Annotated in this window: 15 protein-coding genes and 1 pseudogene; 8 read left to right on the top strand and 8 right to left on the bottom strand. The window is 59.4% G+C overall.

Going from position 1 to position 20,484, the window contains the following annotated elements; translation table 11 throughout:
- Nucleotides 1-44 precede the first annotated feature (44 nt).
- Both treB and treR read right to left on the bottom strand, forming a co-directional pair.
- Nucleotides 45-1,463: a PTS trehalose transporter subunit IIBC gene (gene treB, locus AAHB66_RS02320; RefSeq protein WP_347116405.1), complete on the bottom strand. Its 1,419-nt coding sequence runs from the start codon at nt 1,461-1,463 to the stop codon at nt 45-47.
- A gap of 126 nt (nt 1,464-1,589) precedes the next feature.
- Nucleotides 1,590-2,537 carry a trehalose operon repressor TreR gene (gene treR / locus AAHB66_RS02325; protein WP_347115076.1) on the bottom strand — a complete coding sequence of 316 codons (948 nt, stop codon included), beginning with the start codon at nt 2,535-2,537 and terminating at the stop codon, nt 1,590-1,592.
- 390 nt (nt 2,538-2,927) lie between these two features.
- Here treR and mgtA point away from each other — a divergent pair, with 390 nt between their 5' ends.
- On the top strand, nt 2,928-5,630 hold the full coding sequence (gene mgtA, locus AAHB66_RS02330) for a magnesium-translocating P-type ATPase (RefSeq protein WP_347115077.1): 2,703 nt from the start codon (nt 2,928-2,930) through the stop codon (nt 5,628-5,630).
- 200 nt (nt 5,631-5,830) lie between these two features.
- Nucleotides 5,831-8,215 (top strand): family 20 glycosylhydrolase, encoded by a 2,385-nt coding sequence (locus AAHB66_RS02335; RefSeq protein ID WP_347115079.1) that lies wholly within the window; start codon nt 5,831-5,833, stop codon nt 8,213-8,215.
- 167 nt (nt 8,216-8,382) lie between these two features.
- Here AAHB66_RS02335 and gbpA read toward each other — a convergent pair whose 3' ends face one another.
- From gbpA to AAHB66_RS02360, 5 genes are all read right to left on the bottom strand, one after another.
- Nucleotides 8,383-9,843, bottom strand: coding sequence for an N-acetylglucosamine-binding protein GbpA (gene gbpA, locus AAHB66_RS02340; RefSeq protein ID WP_347115080.1), 1,461 nt, complete (start codon nt 9,841-9,843; stop codon nt 8,383-8,385).
- A 184-nt stretch (nt 9,844-10,027) separates the two neighbouring features.
- Entirely contained in the window at nt 10,028-10,414 is a 387-nt protein-coding gene (gene ridA / locus AAHB66_RS02345) for a 2-iminobutanoate/2-iminopropanoate deaminase (protein ID WP_142488020.1), read from the bottom strand.
- A 72-nt stretch (nt 10,415-10,486) separates the two neighbouring features.
- Entirely contained in the window at nt 10,487-10,948 is a 462-nt protein-coding gene (gene pyrI, locus AAHB66_RS02350; protein WP_347115081.1) for an aspartate carbamoyltransferase regulatory subunit, read from the bottom strand.
- Nucleotides 10,949-10,960: 12 nt separating this feature from the next.
- Nucleotides 10,961-11,893 (bottom strand): aspartate carbamoyltransferase, encoded by a 933-nt coding sequence (pyrB, locus tag AAHB66_RS02355; protein ID WP_347115082.1) that lies wholly within the window; start codon nt 11,891-11,893, stop codon nt 10,961-10,963.
- A gap of 35 nt (nt 11,894-11,928) precedes the next feature.
- Nucleotides 11,929-12,033, bottom strand: a complete 105-nt coding sequence (locus AAHB66_RS02360; protein WP_347115083.1) for a pyrBI operon leader peptide — start codon at nt 12,031-12,033, stop codon at nt 11,929-11,931.
- 203 nt (nt 12,034-12,236) lie between these two features.
- Between AAHB66_RS02360 and AAHB66_RS02365 the strand changes: the two genes are divergently transcribed.
- The 5 genes from AAHB66_RS02365 (at nt 12,237) to AAHB66_RS02385 (ending at nt 19,061) form a co-directional block, all read left to right on the top strand.
- Nucleotides 12,237-12,689, top strand: a complete 453-nt coding sequence (locus AAHB66_RS02365) for a YhcH/YjgK/YiaL family protein (RefSeq protein ID WP_337016700.1) — start codon at nt 12,237-12,239, stop codon at nt 12,687-12,689.
- Nucleotides 12,690-12,934: 245 nt separating this feature from the next.
- Nucleotides 12,935-13,843, top strand: coding sequence for a dihydrodipicolinate synthase family protein (locus tag AAHB66_RS02370; RefSeq protein WP_347115084.1), 909 nt, complete (start codon nt 12,935-12,937; stop codon nt 13,841-13,843).
- Nucleotides 13,844-13,857: 14 nt separating this feature from the next.
- Nucleotides 13,858-15,825, top strand: coding sequence for a YjhG/YagF family D-xylonate dehydratase (locus AAHB66_RS02375; RefSeq protein WP_347115086.1), 1,968 nt, complete (start codon nt 13,858-13,860; stop codon nt 15,823-15,825).
- 227 nt (nt 15,826-16,052) lie between these two features.
- Nucleotides 16,053-17,435 carry an MFS transporter gene (locus AAHB66_RS02380; RefSeq protein ID WP_347115087.1) on the top strand — a complete coding sequence of 461 codons (1,383 nt, stop codon included), beginning with the start codon at nt 16,053-16,055 and terminating at the stop codon, nt 17,433-17,435.
- Between the two features lie 12 nt (nt 17,436-17,447).
- Entirely contained in the window at nt 17,448-19,061 is a 1,614-nt protein-coding gene (locus tag AAHB66_RS02385) for a glycoside hydrolase family 43 protein (RefSeq protein WP_347115088.1), read from the top strand.
- Nucleotides 19,062-19,065: 4 nt separating this feature from the next.
- Here AAHB66_RS02385 and AAHB66_RS02390 read toward each other — a convergent pair.
- Nucleotides 19,066-19,825 (bottom strand): annotated as a pseudogene (locus AAHB66_RS02390) (IclR family transcriptional regulator).
- A 266-nt stretch (nt 19,826-20,091) separates the two neighbouring features.
- On the opposite strand from AAHB66_RS02390, the gene AAHB66_RS02395 reads away from it, so the two are divergent.
- Nucleotides 20,092-20,451: a hypothetical protein gene (locus tag AAHB66_RS02395; RefSeq protein WP_347115090.1), complete on the top strand. Its 360-nt coding sequence runs from the start codon at nt 20,092-20,094 to the stop codon at nt 20,449-20,451.
- Nucleotides 20,452-20,484 lie beyond the last annotated feature (33 nt).

Raw genomic sequence — 20,484 nt, forward strand, 5'->3', positions numbered from 1 at the left:
CGTTCCTGCAAATGGGAAGGGGCGCAACTGCGCCCCGAAAGAGATTAAACTGCCTGCAGCGTGCCCTGACGGAACTTGCGCTGATAGACGATGGTGGTCAGCGCCATCGGAACGATGATCGCCACGGCCATCGCCAGGGAGAACACCTGCCAGTAGCTGGTCTGGATAGAGAGGATGCCCGGCAGGCCGCCGACGCCGATGCCGTTAGCCATCACGCCGTTCAGACCGCACAGCAGGCCCGCCAGTCCGGAGCCGATCATCGCGCACAGCATCGGGAAGCGGTATTTCAGGTTGATGCCGTACATCGCCGGTTCGGTGACCCCGAGATAGGCGGAGATCGCCGCCGGCACCGAGATTTCACGTTCGTTATGCTTCCGGCTGACGATGATGATGCCCGTCACCGCCGAGGCCTGCGCAATGTTCGACAGGGCGATCAGCGGCCACACCGGGGTGCCGCCGAGGCTCTGGATCATCTGCATATCAATCGCCAGGGTGGTCTGATGCACGCCGGTGATCACCAGCGGGGCGTACAGGAAGCCAAACAGCGCGGCGCCAATCGGGGCGAAGCTGCCGGTCATCAGGTGACGCACCGCGTACGCCACGCCATCGCCAATCATGCGGCCAAACGGACCGATAAAGGCGTGGGCGAGGAACACCGCGAGGATCAGGGAGCACACCGGCACCACTACCAGATAGAGATAATCCGGCACCATGCGCTTCAGGCGGGTCTCAATCATCCCCAGCGCCAGACCGGCCAGCAGGGCCGGGATTACCTGGGCCTGATAGCCCACTTTAGCGATGGTAAACAGGCCGAAGTTCCACACCTCAGGCACCTGCTGCCCAAGTAAGTAAGCGTTCATTAACTGCGGAGAGACGAGGGTTACGCCCAGCACGATACCCAGAATCGGCGTGCCGCCCATTTTGCGCACCGCCGACCAGCAGATGCCCACCGGCAGATAGAAGAAGATCGCCTCACCAATCAGCCACAGGAAGTCATAGATACTCTGCAGGGCCGGGTACATCTGGGCGAGGGTTTTGCCGTCGCTCATCGGCACATCGCCAATCAGGTTACGGAAGCCGAGGATTAAACCGCCGCTGATCAGCGCCGGCAGCAGCGGGAAGAAAATTTCCGCGAAATGTGAAATGAGCTGTTCATGCCACTTCATGTTCTGGCGCGCGGCCTTTTTGGCCTGCTCTTTATCGGCCGACGAGTGGCCGGTGGTCGCCAGCAGCGCCTTGTAGTAGTCGCCCACCTCGGTGCCGATCACCACCTGGAACTGTCCGGCGTTGGTGAAGCAGCCTTTCACCATCGACAGCTCTTCGATGGCTTTGGGATTGGCTTTGGCCGGGTCGTTTAATACAAAACGCAGGCGGGTAATGCAGTGGCTGACCGTGGCGATATTGTCACGTCCGCCAACCAGCACGATCAGCTGGTCGATATCCGTTTGTTTTACTTTGCTCATCATGAAACCTCATGACAGATGGTAGGGGGTTATGGACTGGTGGCAAGCCTACTCTTTCAGCGTAACGCGGAAAATGGGAACGTTCCCGAAACCGGGCGAGGATCACAATAAAGCGTCTTTTGACGCTCAGGAGAGGGAGGCGGGAATGACGATCTGGCGCGGTTCGCTGCGGCCGTTTACCTGCTCAATCAGCTGCATAGCGGCCTGGCGGCCGGAGTCGGCGTAGCCCGGATCGACGGTGATGATCTCCGGGTGGAGGAACTTCATCAGCGGCGTGTTGCCGACGCTCGCCAGCTGCAGGCTGTCGATGCGCTGTTCTTGTAAGTACTTACTAGCACCCAGGGCCAGAGTATCCGTGGCACAGACCAGCGCAGTGGTCTGCGGGGTCAGCACGTCGGCCACCTTTTCATAGCCCTGTTTCATCCCGAGACCGGGTAACGCCGCCACCGCTGGTAGCGCGTGCAGTTTGCAGAATTCCAGGTAGGCATTATGGCGGCGCTGGCCGGTGGTGACGTCGCTGTGCGGCACCCCAAGATAGCTGATATGCCGGTGACCGCCGTCGTACAGGCGCTGCATCAGAACGTGAATTGCCCCCTCATCGTCATAGCAGACCGAGGCAAAACCGCGGGCATCGCGGGCCAGCATCACCAGTGACGATTGCCATGGGGTGAGCATCTGTTCGCTGAGACCGGTAAAGCCAAACAGCACCACGCCGTCGATGTTGCGGCGCTTCAGCATCCCGAGGTGCTCCTCGACCATCTGCGGTGAGAACTGGCTCTCCATCATGATCGGATCGTAACCCTGCTCGTAAAAGACGGGCAGCATGGTCTGTACGGCCAGGTTTTCCGACAGCGAATCCAGACGGGTGACGATGATCGCCACCACTTTGTCGCTCTGCCCACGCATGGCGCGCGCCGAGCGGGACGGGGAGAAGCCGTGCTGATTCATGACCGCCTCAACGCGTTCGCGCGTGCGCTCGCTGACACCACTTTCGTTGTTCAGCACCCGGGAGACGGTGGATTTACCCACGCCGCTCAGACGCGCGATATCTTTAATGGTGAGGCGATTCTGCATGCTTTCATTCCTGTAACGCATTGATGAAATAATCATTAAGCCTAAATCGGGTGTCCGGTTCCGCAATGGGCAAAGTCTGGTTTACGTTTGGTTTAATGCCCGGGCGGTATCATACCGCCCGAATTGTCACGAACGGTATGGCTAAAACACTATACTGCGCGCCGACTTACCTTTTTTTACTTACCGGAGGCGACATGGATCCCGATCCCACCCCTCTCCCGCGAGGGAGAACCCTTTCTTTCCGGTAAGCCTGGTCTCACTGCCTTACCGGATGCGTAAGGCAGTGACGTTATTCAACGTTCCTGCATAACTGATACCGCCGCTCAGGCGTGGCTTTGTCACGTCTGAAGGCAAAACTGCGCCCGTTTTCACGGGTGCGGGGGACGTGTTATGTTCAAAAGTTTCACACAACAGCTGCTGGCCCGGCTGAGCCGCCACCTGCCGCGCCGTCTGGTGCAGCGCGACCCGATGGCGACGGGCAAAACCGATACCGTTATCCCCGGCGCGCTGGCCGCCCACTGTCTGCGGGTGGCCGCGATGGAAGAGCCCGCCCTGTGGCGGACCTTTGCCAGCCACCCGGAAGGGCTGACGGCCGCTGAGGTTCAGGCCGCCCGCGCCACGCACGGCGAGAATCAGATCCCGGCGCAAAAACCGGCCCGCTGGTGGGTGCATCTGTGGGCCTGCTACCGCAACCCCTTCAACCTGCTGCTGACGGTGCTGGGCGTTATCTCCTATGCCACCGAAGACCTGTTTGCCGCCGGGGTGATCGCCCTGATGGTGGGCATCTCCACGCTGCTGAACTTTATCCAGGAGGCCCGCTCCACCCGGGCGGCGGATGCCCTGAAGGCGATGGTCAGCAACACCGCCACCGTCATACGCACCCTTAACGACAAAGGGGAAAGCGGCTGGCGGGAGGTGCCCATTGACCAGCTGGTGCCGGGGGATCTGGTGAAGCTGGCGGCCGGGGACATGATCCCGGCGGACCTGCGTATTCTCCAGGCCCGGGATCTGTTCGTGGCCCAGGCCTCATTGACCGGCGAATCCCTGCCGGTGGAGAAGGTCGCCCACAGCCGCGATCCGCAGCAGAGCAACCCGCTGGAGTGCGACACCCTGTGCTTTATGGGCACCACGGTGGTCAGCGGCACGGCGCAGGCGATGGTGATCGCCACCGGGGGCAATACCTGGTTTGGGCAGCTCGCCGGGCGCGTCAGCGAGCAGGAGAGCGAACCTAACGCCTTCCAGCAGGGAATAGGCCGCGTCAGCATGCTGCTGATCCGCTTTATGCTGGCGATGACCCCTGTGGTACTGCTGATTAACGGCTACACCAAAGGCGACTGGTGGGAAGCGGCGCTGTTTGCGCTCTCGGTGGCGGTGGGGCTCACCCCGGAGATGCTGCCGATGATCGTCACCTCGACCCTGGCGCGCGGAGCGGTAAAACTCTCGAAGCAAAAGGTGATCGTCAAGCACCTCGACGCCATCCAGAACTTTGGTGCGATGGATATTCTCTGCACCGACAAAACCGGCACCCTGACCCAGGACAAGATCGTGCTGGAGCACCACACCGACGTGTCGGGCAAGGTCTGCGAGCGGGTGCTGAATACCGCCTGGCTGAACAGCCACTACCAGACCGGGCTGAAGAACCTGCTCGACGTTGCGGTGCTCGAAGGCGTTGATGAAGCCGCCGCCCGCACCCTCTCAACCCGCTGGCAGAAGGTGGATGAGATCCCCTTTGATTTCGAGCGCCGCCGCATGTCGGTGGTGGTCAGTGAAGAGCAGGGCGTGCATCAGCTGATCTGCAAAGGGGCGCTGCAGGAGATCCTCAGCGTCTGCACCCAGGTGTGGCATAACGGCGAGATTGTCCCGCTGGACGACAGCATGCTGCGGCGCATCCGTCGCGTCACCGACAATCTCAACCGCCAGGGGCTAAGAGTGGTGGCGGTGGCCAGCAAGTTCCTGCCGGCACGTGTCGGGGATTACCAGCGCATCGACGAATCGGATCTGATCCTCGAAGGCTATATCGCCTTCCTCGATCCGCCGAAAGAGACCACCGCCCCGGCGCTCAAGGCGCTGAAAAACAGCGGTATCACGGTGAAGATCCTCACCGGCGACAGCGAGCTGGTGGCGGCCAAAGTGTGCCGCGAAGTGGGGCTGGACGCGGGCGAGGTAGTAACGGGCAGCGAGATCGAAACCCTCTCCGATGACGACCTGGCGTCACTGGCGAAGCGCACCACGCTGTTCGCGCGCCTGACCCCGATGCACAAGGAGCGCATCGTCACCCTGCTGAAGCGCGAGGGGCACGTGGTGGGCTTTATGGGAGACGGTATTAACGATGCTCCCGCGCTGCGTGCGGCGGATATCGGGATTTCGGTCGACGGCGCGGTGGATATCGCCCGGGAAGCGGCGGATATCATCCTGCTGGAGAAGAGCCTGATGGTGCTGGAGGAGGGAGTAATCGAAGGCCGCCGCACCTTCGCCAACATGCTCAAGTACATCAAAATGACCGCCAGTTCGAACTTCGGCAACGTCTTCAGCGTGCTGGTGGCAAGCGCGTTCCTGCCGTTCCTGCCGATGCTGCCGCTGCATCTGCTGATCCAGAACCTGATGTACGATGTCTCCCAGGTGGCGATCCCCTTCGATAACGTCGACGAGGATCAGATCCAGAAGCCGCAGCGCTGGGATCCGTCAGAACTCGGCCGGTTCATGCTCTTTTTCGGCCCGATCAGCTCGATCTTCGACATTCTGACCTTCTGCCTGATGTGGTTTGTGTTCCACGCCAACACCCCGGAACAGCAGACCCTGTTCCAGTCCGGCTGGTTCGTGGTCGGGCTGCTGTCGCAAACGCTGATTGTGCATATGATCCGCACGCGTCGGATCCCGTTCCTCCAGAGTCGCGCCGCCTGGCCGCTGATCTTGATGACGGGGCTGGTGATGGTGCTCGGCATTGCGCTGCCGTTCTCGCCGCTGGCGGGCTATCTGCAGCTGCAGGCCCTGCCGCTGAGCTACTTCCCGTGGCTGGTGGCGATCCTCGCGGGGTACATGGTGCTGACCCAGATAGTGAAAGGGTTCTATGCGCGCCGGTACGGGTGGCAGTAAAAAAAAGCCCGGTGGCGCTGCGCTTACCGGGCCTACGATCCTCACGTAGGCCGGGTAAGGCGAGGCCGCCACCCGGCACATCGCTTTTGTCCCAAATTCAACAACCTGTGATCTTCATCACCCGCCGCGCTTGACGCTAATTTGCGCACATGTTAACAGAATGTTTTTCCTTTTTTCGGCCCGTCAAATAAGGAACATTCATGTTACGGTACAGCCTCCTGACCGCCGGGCTTATGCTCGGTTTTTCTGCGTTTGCCGCCCCGGTGGGCGATCTCCCCCTGATGCCCTGGCCTGCGAAGGTTGAACGTCCTGCTACCCAGGGCGCGCTGGTCATCAACAATACCTTCTCCGTCAGCGTCTCCGGGGACGATCTCGGCGATGCGGTAACGCGTCTGCGCCAGCGGGTGGCGCTGCAAACCGGCTGGACCCTCCAGCCCCAGGTCGACAAACCCGAAAAACCGACGGTAACCATCGCCATCGCCCGGAAGGTGGCCCCGCTGCCTAAACCGGACAGCGATGAAAGCTATAAACTCACCGTTGACGCCAGCGGGGTAAATATCACCGCCAACACCCGCTTCGGCGCCCTGCGGGCGATGGAGACCCTGCTGCAGCTGATCCAGAACGGACCGGAGAACACCTCCCTGCCGTGGGTCGCCATTGAGGATGCGCCGCGCTTCCCGTGGCGCGGCCTGCTGCTCGACTCGGCCCGCCACTTTATTCCGCTGGAGGACATCAAGCGCCAGATCGACGGTATGGCGGCGGCGAAGCTCAACGTGCTGCACTGGCACTTAACCGACGATCAGGGGTGGCGCTTTGCCTCGAAGCGCTACCCGAAACTGACCGAGCTCGCCAGCGACGGCCTGTTCTACACCCAGGATCAGATGCGTGACGTGGTGCGCTACGCCGCCGCACGTGGCGTTCGCGTGGTGCCGGAAATTGACATGCCCGGCCACGCTTCGGCCATTGCAGTCGCTTATCCGGAGCTGATGAGCGCTCCGGGTCCCTACCAGATGGAGCGTCACTGGGGCGTACTTAAGCCGGTGATGGATCCCACCAAAGAGGCCACTTATACCTTCGCCAGCACGATGATCGCCGAACTGGCGGCGATCTTCCCGGATCCCTACCTGCACATCGGCGGCGATGAGGTGGACGACAGCCAGTGGAAAGCGAATCCTGCCATCCAGCAGTTTATGCGCGACAACAAGCTGGCCGACAGCCACGCCCTGCAGGCGTACTTCAACCGCAAGCTGGAGACGATCCTCGAGAAAAACCAGCGTCAGATGGTGGGCTGGGATGAGATCTTCCACCCGGATCTGCCGAAAAGCATTCTGATCCAGTCCTGGCAGGGGCAGGACGCGCTGGGCGAGGTGGCGAAGCAGGGCTACAAAGGGATCCTCTCCACCGGTTTTTATCTCGATCAGCCCCAGTACACCGCCTATCACTACCGCAATGAGATCCTCCCCCAAGGGCTGAACAACGTGGATGTCATTACCGACCGCGACAGCGCCCAGAGCTGGTCATTCACCCTGCCGCGCCTGAAGGGCAAGCCGCTGGAGGGAAGCTTTACGCTGGTGAAAGGCGACGCGGGCTGGCGCGGGTTTATCGATTTCAACGGCAAATCGCGGCGGGCGGTGCAGGACATCGACTGGCGCAGCGACAACCAGGTGAGCTTTACCGTCGATACCTGGATGGGGAAGACCCGCCCGGTGGTGACGGTGAAAGACGACAAGATTGAGGGCTATTTCCTGCTGAGCAACAGCCGTTATCCGGTGACGGGCCAGCGGCTGGATGCGGTGCCGGAAGGGATCGCCCCGGCGGTGCCGGACGCCAGCCAGCAGGCCAATCTGCTGGGCGGCGAGGCGGCGCTGTGGGCGGAAAACGTTGCGGCTCCGGTGCTGGATATCAAGCTCTGGCCGCGGGCGTTTGCGGTAGCGGAGCGGCTGTGGTCGGCGCAGGAGGTGAACGATGTGGATAACATGTACACCCGCCTGCAGGCGATGGACAGCTGGTCGACCGTATCGGTGGGGCTACAGCAGCATGCCCGTCAGCAGGTGCAGTTTACCCGTCTGGGGAACACCACCGACACCATGGCGCTGAACATCCTTGCCCAGGCGCTGGAGCCTGCCCAGTACTACACCCGCAACCATCTTAAGTTCCAGGCCGGGAATTACGATCTTTTTGAGCCGTTGAACCGCCTGGCCGACGCGCTGACGCCGGAAAGCAGTACGGTGCGGCAGATGAACCGCTGGGTGGAGCGGCTGGTGAGCGATGCCGAAGACAGCGAAAGCGCGGAGTCGCTGCGTCATCTGTTTACCCGCTGGCAGACCAATACGCCCGACGCGCTGGCGCAGGCCGAGAACAGCTATCAGCTGAAGGCGTTGAAACCGGTGATTCAGACGGTGGATAAGCTGGCGGCGATAGGGCTGCGCTTAACGGATCTGGTGGCGCGACAGGGGACGCTGGACGATACCGAGATTGCGTCGATTCAGGGGGAGCTGGATAAGGCGGCGCAGATCCAGGATGAAGTGGTGATTGCGGCGGTTTATCCGCTGGAGAAACTGCTGCGCGCGACGCGCAATCAGTAAAAAATGCCGGGTGGCGGCTTCGCCTTACCCGGCCTACAAAATCCGTACGGTTTCGTTTGTCGGACAAACAAACCGCACCAACCCGTAGGCCGGGCAAGCGAAGCGCCCCCGGCACACAGGCCGCACGAACCTCTATGCCCGGCCTTTTCGCCGGGCATGAAGAGAACTTAGTTCTTCAGGGTCCACGCCATCTGCCAGTGGGAACCTACACCCGGTTCGAACTGGTTAGCGCCGGCTGCGTACTGGACGCAGTAGCCGTTGTATGGCGCTTTCTTACACTGGTAAGTTTTGCCATTTTTCGGCTGCAGCACCACGGTGCCTGCTTTGTAGGAGGCGATGTTCTGTGGGAAGGTGAACTCGTAGTTGCCCGCAGTACCGTTGTCGGTGCTTGACGCTTCGCCTTCCAGCATCATGTCAATCACGTCCTGCGCGAACAGCACGCCATCTTTATTGGTGGCGTAGTATTTCAGCATGTGGTGACCTGGAGTCACGTCAGACAGGTTCATGGTCACATCCTGGTTGGCGTTGTTCATGTCCTGCTTCACATAGCCTTTTTCAGCACCAGCGTGGTTCATCACACGGGCTTCCAGGTTTACATCACCCTGGGTGTTCACGTGGAAGGTCACGGTTGCCGCACCGTCTTTGATTTTGCTGAACTGTACGTTGGTTACAGCGATATCTTCGCTGGCCTGAGTCTGCTGCTCTTCATAAGAGATGGCGACAGATTTCAGGGAGCTACCGTCTTTCACGTAGACGTTGTTCGCGCCGTGAACCGGGTTAACCACGCCGCTCTCATCTTTCATACCGACGCGCACATCGCTGTGTGCTGCGTTGATCGCCTGCGCCAGGTCGTAGGACCACTGGCTTGCCTGACCCTGGGATGCAGAGGAGACGGTCAGCTCGGTACGCATGGAGGTCACTTCGCCGTTTGCGTCGAAGAAGCGAGCGATCACTTTGTCGCCTGCGTTGACGTTATTACCGGAGATCTGGCCGTCGAGAGATTTGGTCCACTCGGAAACCACTGCCGGGGTTTCGTCTGGCGTTACGTTGCCGCCGTTGCCGAAATCAACGTCGATCGCCTGGTAGAAGCTATTAGTGGTATCCGCAATTTCCCATACCGCGTAAATAACCTGGTAGCCAGTACGCTGTGGAACATTACAATTCATTTCCTGACGCTGAGCTGGCGCCTGGCCATTACCGTTAACGGTACAGAATGGCGTGGATTCAAATTGATCGCGGGTCAGCGGTTTATTTGGATTCCAGTCTTGCTTGGTAATATACCAGCGCCAGTTAACGGTTTTATGTGGTGCGGTATGGTACCAGGTAAATTTATTTGCACCCGCTGTAATAGGGGTTTTGGTCCAGGCATTCAGGCTCTGGCGATCCAGCTGGGAATACTGTGAAATACCGGCGCTGGCCAGCTGGCCATCCGGCGGCAGGGCGCCAGTCGGGAAGCCAGAGGTGCGTTCAACGCTCTGTGGTTCATATTGAACAGTACCGCAGTCGATATTTTTACCGAGCTTACACATATAAGCGCGGCTGGCCGGGGATTCTACATAACCATGTGCTAAAGCCGATGAAGCAACCGTGAGTGTGGCAAGTGCCAACGCAATTTTTGAAAGTTTCATTTTTTATTCCATTAAAGGGGATTAATGCTTTTTGGGCACGGCTAGTGTCGTCCGGAATAAAAAATTAGTCATTTCAAGCTGCGATGAAAAAGAATAGTGAAAATGCTTGAAGGATATTTCGCTCTGTGTATCCAGGAAATAAAAAAGGCAGCCGGGGCTGCCTTTTGCATATTAAAATAAACGCTTAGCGACGTACGGCAATCGCTTCAATTTCGATTTTCACGTCTTTTGGCAGACGCGCCACTTCCACGCAGGAGCGCGCCGGGAAGCCGGCGTTGTGCTCGGTGAAGAAGGCTTCGTAAGTCGCGTTAACGGTGGCGAAGTCGTTGAGATCTTTCACGAAGACCGTGGTTTTGACGATGTCGCCCACTTTCAGGCCAGCGGATTCCACGATCGCTTTGACGTTTTCCAGCGACTGACGCGCCTGCGCAGAGACGTCTTCCGGCACTTCACCGGTTTTTGGGTTCACCGGGATCTGGCCGGAGGTGATGATCATGCTGCCAAGATCAACGCCCTGAACGTATGGGCCGATAGCTGCAGGTGCATTTTCCGTCGCGAGTACTTTGGTCATGATTTCTCCTGAATTACAGCGTTGTGAGTAGGCCTGCCATTATAAAGAGGCAGGCATGCATTACCACCCGGATTAGTTGGCCAGCACCACATTATGGGAAAACTCTTTTTCGCAGTATTTGCATTTGAGCGCGATGTCATTGACGCGTTTTTTCACTGCAAAACAGGAGTTAACCGGCTCAGCGTGGCTAATGCAGTTGCTGTTCGGGCACACCAGCACGCTCTCGATGCGATCCGGCAGGCTTGGGCGGGATTTGCCCACCACTTCGTAGTCGTCGATGCGGTTGACGGTGGCGTCCGGCGCGTAGAGGGAGAGCTGGTTAACCTGCTCGTCGGTCAGGAAGGTGTTCTCGATCTTGATCAGGTCCTTACGGCCCATCTCGCCCGACGGCAGGTTCAGGCCGATGGTGATGCGCTGGTCGGTTTCGGTCAGTTTGAACAGGGTCAGCAGCTTGAAGCCCACCTGCGCAGGGATATGGTCAATTACGGTGCCACGTTTGATGGCTTCGACCTGGAGTTTGTTATCGTGTGTCATGGTCATTTCCCCTTACAGAGCTAAGTCGCGATTCAGAACCAGTGCCAGTAACGCCTGGCGGGCGAAGATGCCGTTTCCGGCCTGCTGGAAGTACCAGGCGTGCGGCGTCTTATCTACGTCGGTGGTGATCTCATCGATACGCGGCAGCGGGTGCAGTACCTTCATGTTGCCGCGTGCCCCTTCGAGATCGCTGGCGCGCAGGACGAACTGCGCCTTCACGTTGGCGTACTCCGACGGATCCAGACGCTCTTTCTGCACGCGGGTCATATACAGAATATCCACCTCGGCCATCATCTCTTCGATACTGGCGTGCAGGCTCCACTGGATACCTTTCTCATCGAGCATATCGAGGATGTACTGCGGCATCGCCAGCGCGTCCGGGGCGACGAAGTAGAAGCGGTTGCCGTTGAACTTCGCCAGCGCCTGGGTCAGAGAGTGGACGGTGCGGCCATATTTCAGGTCACCGACCATGGCGATGTTCAGGTTCTCCAGACGGCCCTGGGTCTCCTGAATGGTGAACAGATCCAGCAGGGTCTGGGTCGGGTGCTGGTTTGCGCCGTCCCCGGCGTTCAGCACCGGGATCCCGCCTGAGAACTCGGTCGCCAGACGCGCGGCGCCCTCCTGCGGGTGACGCATCACGATGGCGTCAACGTAGGTACCGATCACCGAGATGGTGTCGGCCAGGGTCTCGCCTTTCTTGCCCAGCGACGTATTGCTGCTGTCGGAAAAGCCCACCACGCTGGCGCCCAGACGGTGAATGGAGGTCTCGAACGACAGGCGGGTACGGGTGGAGGCTTCAAAGAAGCAGCTGGCGATTACCTTGTGCTTCAGCAGCTCCGGTTGCGGATTGGCTTTCAGTTTTGCCGCGGTTGCCAGAACCAGCTCCAGCTCTTCACGGCTGAGGTCGTTGATGGAAATGATGTGTTTTTGATAAAGGGGATTCATTTTTATCTCCTGACGCCGGGCAAAAAAAAAGCCCCTCAAATGAGGGGCTTCTGGAATAGGGGGTGCAACGGGAAGAAAAACGGCAGGCCAGCGTCTGTTTTAAGACGCGCTACGGCACTCTGTCGAACATGTTTGAGCATGCTTCCTCCTGGCAAATTGTGGGGCATTATACGCAGCCTGAATCGCGGATCAAGCGAATAATGCACACTTTACGCAAGGTAAAGGTTTCCGTATGCATGGTTATGCGCAAGAGCAAATCCCGGACAAAAAGGGGTGGTATGGCAGCTGTAATTCTCGTATAAAAGTTGAAAATGAAACGATGTTTTATATTGAGGATTTCACCATGATCGTTGGCAACATTCACAACCTCCAGTCCTGGCTGCCGCAAGCGCTGCGTCAGGCGATCGACCACGTTAAAGCAAACGTGACTGACGCGACCCCAACCGGCAAGCACGATATCGACGGCAATAACCTGTTCTATCTGGTCTCCGAAGACATGACCCAGCCGTTCGCCGAGCGTCGCGCGGAGTATCACGCCCGCTATCTGGACATCCAGATCGTGCTGAAAGGCCAGGAAGGAATGACCTTCAGCACCCTGCCAAACGGCACCCCGGACACCGACTGGCTGGCGGATAAAGACATCGCGTTTCTGCCGGAAGGCGAGCAGGAGAAAACCGTGGTGCTGAACGAAGGCGATTTCGTGGTCTTCTACCCGGGCGAAGTGCACAAACCGCTGTGCGCGGTGGGTAATCCGGCGCAGGTGCGCAAGGTGGTTGTTAAGATGCTGGTGGGGTGATTTTCCCTCACCCTAACCCTCTCCCAAAGGGAGAGGGAACTTTCTTTTCCCCCTCGCCCCTATGGGGAGAGGGCCGGGGTGAGGGGCACCGACGGCTCCGCACCCATTCTGTGATCCAGCTTAAATTTCCCGCACTCCTTCTCCTCCTCCCATTGTCCTGCGCTTTTTCTGCGTCATAGTATGATCGTTAAATAAACGAACACTGTTCTATAATGTAGAACAAAATGAGTCAGCAAGGAGATCGCATGCAGCAGACCGTACAGTTCTCGGGGATTATTCCTCCCGTCTCCACTATTTTCACCGCCGACGGCGCACTGGATAAAGCCGGTACCGCCGCGTTAATCGACAGCATGATCGACGCAGGGGTCAATGGCCTGTTCTTTTTAGGCAGCGGCGGGGAGTTTTCCCAGCTCAACACCGACGAGCGTAAAGCGATCGCCGAATTTGCCGTTGCCCATGTGGATCGTCGCGTGCCGGTGCTGATCGGCACCGGCGGCACCAACGCCCGGGAAACCATTGAACTGAGCCAGCATGCGCAGCAGATCGGCGCAGACGGCATCGTGGTGATCAATCCTTACTACTGGAAAGTCTCTGAAGCGAACCTGATCCGCTACTTCGAGCAGGTGGCCGACAGCGTCACCCTGCCGGTGATCCTCTATAACTTCCCGGCCCTGACCGGGCAGGATCTGACCCCGGCGCTGGTCAAAACCCTGGTGGACTCCCGCCGCAATATTGTCGGGATTAAAGACACCATCGACTCCGTGGCCCATCTGCGCAGCATGATCCTCACCGTTAAGGCGGCGCACCCGCACTTTGTGGTGCTGTGCGGCTATGACGATCACCTGTTCAACACCCTGCTGCTGGGCGGCGATGGGGCGATCTCGGCCAGCGGCAACTTTGCCCCGCAGATCTCCGTGAAACTGCTGCAGGCCTTCCGCGACGGTGACCTGGCGCAGGCGGCGCACTATCATCAGACCCTGCTGCAAATCCCGCAGATGTATCAGCTGGATGCCCCGTTCGTGAACGTGATTAAAGAGGCGATTGCGCTCTGCGTGCGCCCGGTCTCCACTCACGTGCTGCCGCCTGCCGGGCCGCTGGATGAACCGCGCAAGGCGCAGCTGAAAGCGCTGCTGCAACAGCTCAAGCTCTGCTGAACCGGAAGGTCACGATGTCGATAGAGAAGATTTTTACCCCGCAGGATGACGCCTTCTATTCGGTGATCACCCACGCGGCGGGGCCGCAGGGGGCACTGCCCCTGACCCCGCAGATGCTGATGGAATCCCCGAGCGGCAACCTGTTTGGCATGACGCAGAACGCCGGGATGGGCTGGGATGCCAACAAACTCACCGGCAAAGAGGTGCTGATTATCGGCACCCAGGGCGGGATCCGCGCGGGCGACGGCCGGCCGGTGGCGCTGGGCTATCACACCGGGCACTGGGAGATCGGCCTGCAGATGCAGGCCGCGGCAAAAGAGATCACCCGCAACGGCGGGATCCCCTTTGCTGCCTTTGTCAGCGACCCGTGCGACGGGCGCTCGCAGGGCACGCACGGCATGTTTGACTCCCTGCCGTACCGCAACGATGCGGCGATTGTATTTCGTCGTCTTATCCGCTCCCTGCCCACGCGCCGGGCGGTGATTGGCGTGGCGACCTGCGACAAAGGCCTGCCCGCCACCATGATTGCGCTGGCGTCGATGCACAACCTGCCGACCATCCTGGTGCCGGGCGGGGCCACGCTGCCGCCAACTTTCGGCGAGGACGCCGGGAAGGTGCAGACCATCGGGGCGCGTTACGCCAACCATGAACTCTCCTTGCAGGAGGCCGCCGAGCTGGGCTGCCGCGCCTGCGCCTCACCGGGCGGCGGCTGCCAGTTCCTGGGCACCGCAGGCACCTCCCAGGTGGTGGCCGAAGCCCTGGGTCTGGCACTGCCGCACTCGGCGCTGGCCCCGTCCGGGCAGGACGTGTGGCTGGAGATCTCCCGCCAGTCCGCGCGGGCGGTGGTTGAGCTGGATAACCGCGGCATCACCACCCGCGATATCCTCACCGACAAAGCCATTGAGAACGCGATGGTGATCCACGCCGCGTTCGGCGGCTCCACCAACCTTCTGCTGCATATTCCGGCCATCGCCCATGCGGCGGGCTGCACTATTCCTGACGTTGACCACTGGACGCGGATCAACCGTAAGGTGCCGCGGCTGGTGAGCGTATTGCCGAACGGGCCGGATTATCACCCGACGGTGCGGGCGTTCCTCGCCGGTGGCGTGCCGGAGGTGATGCTCCATCTGCGCGATCTCGGTCTGCTGCATCTGGATGCCATGACCGTCACCGGCCAGACCGTGGGGGAGAACCTCGACTGGTGGCAGGCCTCGGAACGCCGGGAGCGCTTCCGCCAGTGCCTGCGCGAGCAGGACGGCGTCGATCCGGACGATGTGATCCTGCCCCCGGAGCGCGCCAAAGCTCGCGGACTCACCTCCACGGTGGCCTTCCCGGTGGGCAACATCGCCCCGGAAGGATCGGTGATCAAGGCCACGGCCATCGACCCGTCGGTGGTGGGTGAAGATGGGGTTTATCGCCACACCGGCCGGGCGCGGGTGTTTGTCTCGGAAGCCCGGGCGATCAAGGCGATCAAAAGCGGCGAGATCGAACAGGGCGACATCATGGTGGTGATCGGCGGTGGACCGTCCGGTACCGGGATGGAAGAGACCTACCAGCTGACCTCGGCGCTCAAGCATGTCTCCTGGGGTAAAACGGTATCGCTGATCACCGATGCCCGCTTCTCGGGCGTCTCGACCGGCGCCTGTTTTGGCCATGTGGCCCCCGAAGCGCTGGCCGGTGGCCCGATTGGCAAGCTGCGCGATAACGACATCATCGAAATTGCGGTGGACCGCCTCTCCCTGACCGGCAGCGTCAACTTTATCGGCACGCGGGAGGTACCGCTCACGCCGCAAGAGGGGGCGATGGAGCTGGCGCGTCGTTTGCCGCATCCGGAAATGCACGCCCATGATTTTTTACCCGACGATACGCGCCTGTGGGCAGCATTACAGTCGGTCAGCGGCGGGACCTGGAAAGGCTGTATTTACGATACCGATAAAATTATCGAGGTAATTAACGCAGGTAAAAAAGCGCTCGGGCTGTAATTATATTTTTAACGGTTTTAGCCTGCGGGAAATATCCCGCGGGCTGTTTTCGTTTGTTTTTATTTATCATTTAAAACAATAAGTTGATATATATCGCGCGGCATCACAAAAGCAAAATAACGTAATTCAGAAACAAGATATGACCATTGCTGGTTAATTGAACGGCTCATTACACTCCATTAACACGATGTTGTGAATTCAGCACACGAAATAAGGGTGTATATCTGATGATGCAATTAACCATGAAAGATAAAATTGGCTACGGGCTGGGTGATACCGCCTGCGGCTTTGTCTGGCAGGCAACCATGTTCCTGCTCGCCTACTTCTACACCGATGTGTTTGGCCTCTCTGCCGGGATCATGGGGACGCTGTTTTTAGTCTCCCGCGTGCTGGATGCGGTAACCGATCCGCTGATGGGGCTGCTGGTGGACCGCACACGCACCCGCCACGGCCAGTTCCGCCCGTTCCTGCTGTGGGGCGCGATCCCGTTTGGCATCGTCTGCATGCTGACGTTCTACACCCCGGATTTCTCCGCCAACGGCAAAATTATTTACGCCTGCGTCACCTACATCCTGCTGACCCTGGTCTACACCTTCGTCAACGTGCCGTACTGCGCCATGCCGGGAGTGATCACCGCCGATCCGAAAGAGCGTCACGCCCTGCAGTCGTGGCGCTTCTTCCTCGCTGCGGCGGGATCGCTGGCGATCAGCGGCATTGCCCTGCCGCTGGTAGGGATCATCGGCAGAGGCAACGAACAGCTTGGCTACTTTGGCGCGATGTGCGTGCTGGGGCTGAGCGGCGTGGTGCTGCTGTACGTCTGCTTCTTCACCACCAAAGAGCGCTACACCTTTGAGGTGCAGCCGGGATCGTCGGTGGCGAAAGATCTCAGGCTGCTGCTCGGCAACAGCCAGTGGCGGATCATGTGCGCCTTCAAGATGATGGCCACCTGTTCCAACGTGGTGCGCGGCGGGGCGACGCTCTACTTCGTGAAATACGTGATGGACCATCCGGAGATGGCGACCCAGTTCCTGCTGTACGGCAGCATCGCCACCATGTTCGGCTCGCTCTGCTCCTCCCGCCTGCTGGGCCGTTTCGACCGCGTGAAGGCCTTCAAGTGGATTATCGTCATCTACTCCCTGATCAGCCTGCTGATTTTCTTCACCCCGGCCGAACATATGGCCCTGATTTTCGCCCTTAACATTCTGTTCCTGTTTGTCTTTAACACCACCACGCCGCTGCAGTGGCTGATGGCCTCCGACGTGGTGGATTACGAAGAGAGCCGCAGCGGCCGCCGTCTCGACGGGCTGGTGTTCTCGACCTACCTGTTCAGCCTGAAGATCGGCCTGGCGATTGGTGGCGCGGTGGTGGGCTGGATCCTGGCGTACGTCAACTACTCCGCCAGCAACAGCGTCCAGCCGGTTGAGGTGTTAACCACCATCAAAATTCTGTTCTGCGTGGTGCCGGTGGTGCTCTACGTGGGCATGTTTACCATGCTGTCGTTCTATAAGCTCTCGGATGCGCGAGTGGAAGCCATCAGCCAGCAGTTACTCAAACATCGTGCGGCGCAGGGCGAAGCTATCCCCGACGCGGCGACGGCGGCATCTCATTAAGGAGGAGGCACTATGTACACCATTACCAACCCGATTCTGACCGGCTTCAACCCGGACCCCTCGATGTGCCGTCAGGGCGAGGATTACTACATCGCCACCTCGACCTTTGAGTGGTTCCCGGGCGTGCGTATCTACCACTCCCGCGACCTGAAAAACTGGCGGCTGGTGAGCACGCCGCTGGATCGCGTGTCGATGCTGGATATGAAGGGCAATCCGGATTCCGGCGGCATCTGGGCCCCGTGCCTGAGCTACGCCGACGGGCAGTTCTGGCTGCTCTATACCGATGTGAAAATTGTCGATTCGCCGTGGAAAAACGGGCGTAACTTCCTGGTGACGGCCCCCTCCATCGAGGGCCCGTGGAGTGAGCCGATCCCGATGGGCAACGGCGGGTTCGATCCCTCCCTGTTCCACGACGACGATGGCCGCAAATACTACATCTATCGCCCCTGGGGGCCGCGCCATCACAGCAACCCGCATAACACCATCGTGATGCAGGAGTTTGATCCGCAGACCCGCACCCTGTCGCCCGAGCGTAAAACCCTCTTCACCGGCACGCCGCTGTGCTACACCGAAGGGGCGCATATTTACCGCAAGGACGGCTGGTACTATTTAATGGTCGCCGAAGGGGGCACCAGCTACGAACACGCGGTAGTGGTGCTGCGCGCAAAAAATCTGGACGGCCCGTATGAGCTGCACCCGGAGGTGACCATGATGACCAGCTGGCACCTGCCGGAGAACCCGCTGCAAAAAAGCGGCCACGGCTCGCTGCTCCAGACCCACACCGGGGAGTGGTACATGGCCTATCTCACCAGCCGCCCGCAGCGTCTGCCGGGTATTCCGCTGCTGGGAGCTGGCGGGCGCGGATACTGCTCGCTGGGGCGTGAGACGGGGATCGCACGCATCGAGTGGCGCGACGGCTGGCCGTACGTGGAAGGGGGTAAACATGCCCAACTGACGGTGCCAGGCCCGCAAATGACCGAGAGCCCGAGCGCGGTGCAGCCCGACTGGCGGGACGATTTCGACGGCGAGCGCCTCGACCCGGAGCTGCAGACCCTGCGCATTCCGTTCGACGAGAGTCTCGGCTCCCTGCGGGCGCGTAAAGGCTTTTTACGCCTGTACGGCAACGACTCCCTCAACTCGACCTTCACCCAGTCCACCGTGGCGCGCCGCTGGCAGCACTTCACTTTCCGCGCCGAAACGCGAATGGAGTTCGCCCCGCGTCACTTCCAGCAGAGCGCGGGCCTGACCTGCTACTACAACAGCAAAAACTGGAGCTACTGCTTTGTCGATTACGAGGAGGGGCAGGGCAGAACCATCAAGGTGATCCAGCTTGACCACAACGTGCCGTCGTGGCCGCTGCACGAGCAGCCCATTCCGGTGCCGGATGAGGCGCAGAGCATCTGGCTGCGCGTTGACGTGGATAAGCTGGTCTACCGCTACAGCTACTCATTCGACGGCGAAACGTGGCACACCGTGCCGGTGACGTACGAGGCGTGGAAGCTGTCGGATGACTATATCGGCGGGCGCGGCTTCTTTACCGGCGCCTTTGTCGGGCTGCACTGCGAGGATATCAGCGGTGATGGCTGCCACGCCGACTTCGACTATTTCACCTACGAGCCGGTATAACGGCTCAGGCCGGGTAGCCCAGCGCGCGTGAGAGCTGGCGCCCGGCCTCCTGCAGCTGCTCGCGGAAGTGGGTCAGTTCCTCATCGCTGACGCGGGAGGTGAGGGTCGACAGGCTCAGGGCGGCGATCACGCGGGATTCATGGTTACGCACCGGAACCGACACGCAGCGCACCCCCCTGTTCGTTCTCTTCACTGTCGAGGGCATAACCCTGCTCGCGGGTTTGCGCCAGCGCGGCCAGCAGCGCCTCGCGTGAGGCCAGGGTCGCGGGAGTAAAGGTGGTGTACTGATAACCCTCCAGCAGGGTGTTCAGCTCGGCGTCGCTCAGCCAGGCGATCAGCACTTTGCCAATAGCGGTGGCATGCACCGGCAGGCGACGGCCAATGCGCGAGTAGGCGATGGCCGCCAGCTTGCCTTCAATCTTCTCGATATAAACCCCTTCGCGCCCGTCCAGAATGCCCAGATGGGTGGTCTGCCCGGTGCGCTCCGACAGCTCCGTCAGCCAGTGCTTCGCCTTCTGGCGAATATCCATGGTGCTCACCACAAAGTGGCCGCGCTCGACCAGCTTCATGCCCGGGCGATATTTACCGTTCTCCGGATTCTGATCGATATAGCCGTGCAGCTGCAGGGTTTTAAGCAGCGAGTGAAGGGTGCTCTTGCTCAGGCCCATCTGTTTACTGATGTCGGTGATTTTGAGTTCCGTCGCCTGTTCGTTAAACAGATCGAGGATCTGTAAGGCACGTTCAACAGATTGAATAATAGGCATAAGATCGGACATCCGCGCTGGAATTAAGGCCAAAACGTACCCTGTTTACGCTGAAAAATCAATCGACCCGGCAGGCGCGGCCTCGGCCGATCTCAATATCGGCATTGGCAACAGAGGCGGTGAAATTTGACTTAAGTCATATCTGATGCTTATGGATCCGAATTAAAAAGATAGGCTGTGCCTATTACTCACATTTTAATTGTTCTTTTACACTCATTAACCGTATGGCTTTCCGCATTCTGCATGGCTCGTTTAAAAGGTATTTTATGACTGCTTCGAAAACATGGATCTCTTTGGGTACAATTGCCAGTCCGGCTACTGGAACGTTATTTTCAAAAATTCTCACTCAGCATAATCATAAATATATTCTGTGGTATAACGGCGAGCAGCTTTTTAAACCCGGCGATCGGATAAAAGTCATTTATAATCGTTTATTTATTAACGACGAGCCCTGCGATATTAATATTCTGCAGATCGACAAATACAGCCATACCCTGTGGCGCGTGATGCACAAGATGTCCAGTTGCCCCGGCCATCGGGAGCCGGAGAGCGAGACGTGCGATGCCCCGACAAAGTGCATCTTTAAAAAATGCCCCTACGGTAAGGTGCGGGTGAGGGCAAATTAATAATATCCAGACGGATAATATAAAGAGCAGGAG

This window comes from Leclercia sp. S52 (genome assembly GCF_039727615.1).
Lineage (GTDB): Bacteria > Pseudomonadota > Gammaproteobacteria > Enterobacterales > Enterobacteriaceae > Enterobacter > Enterobacter adecarboxylatus_B.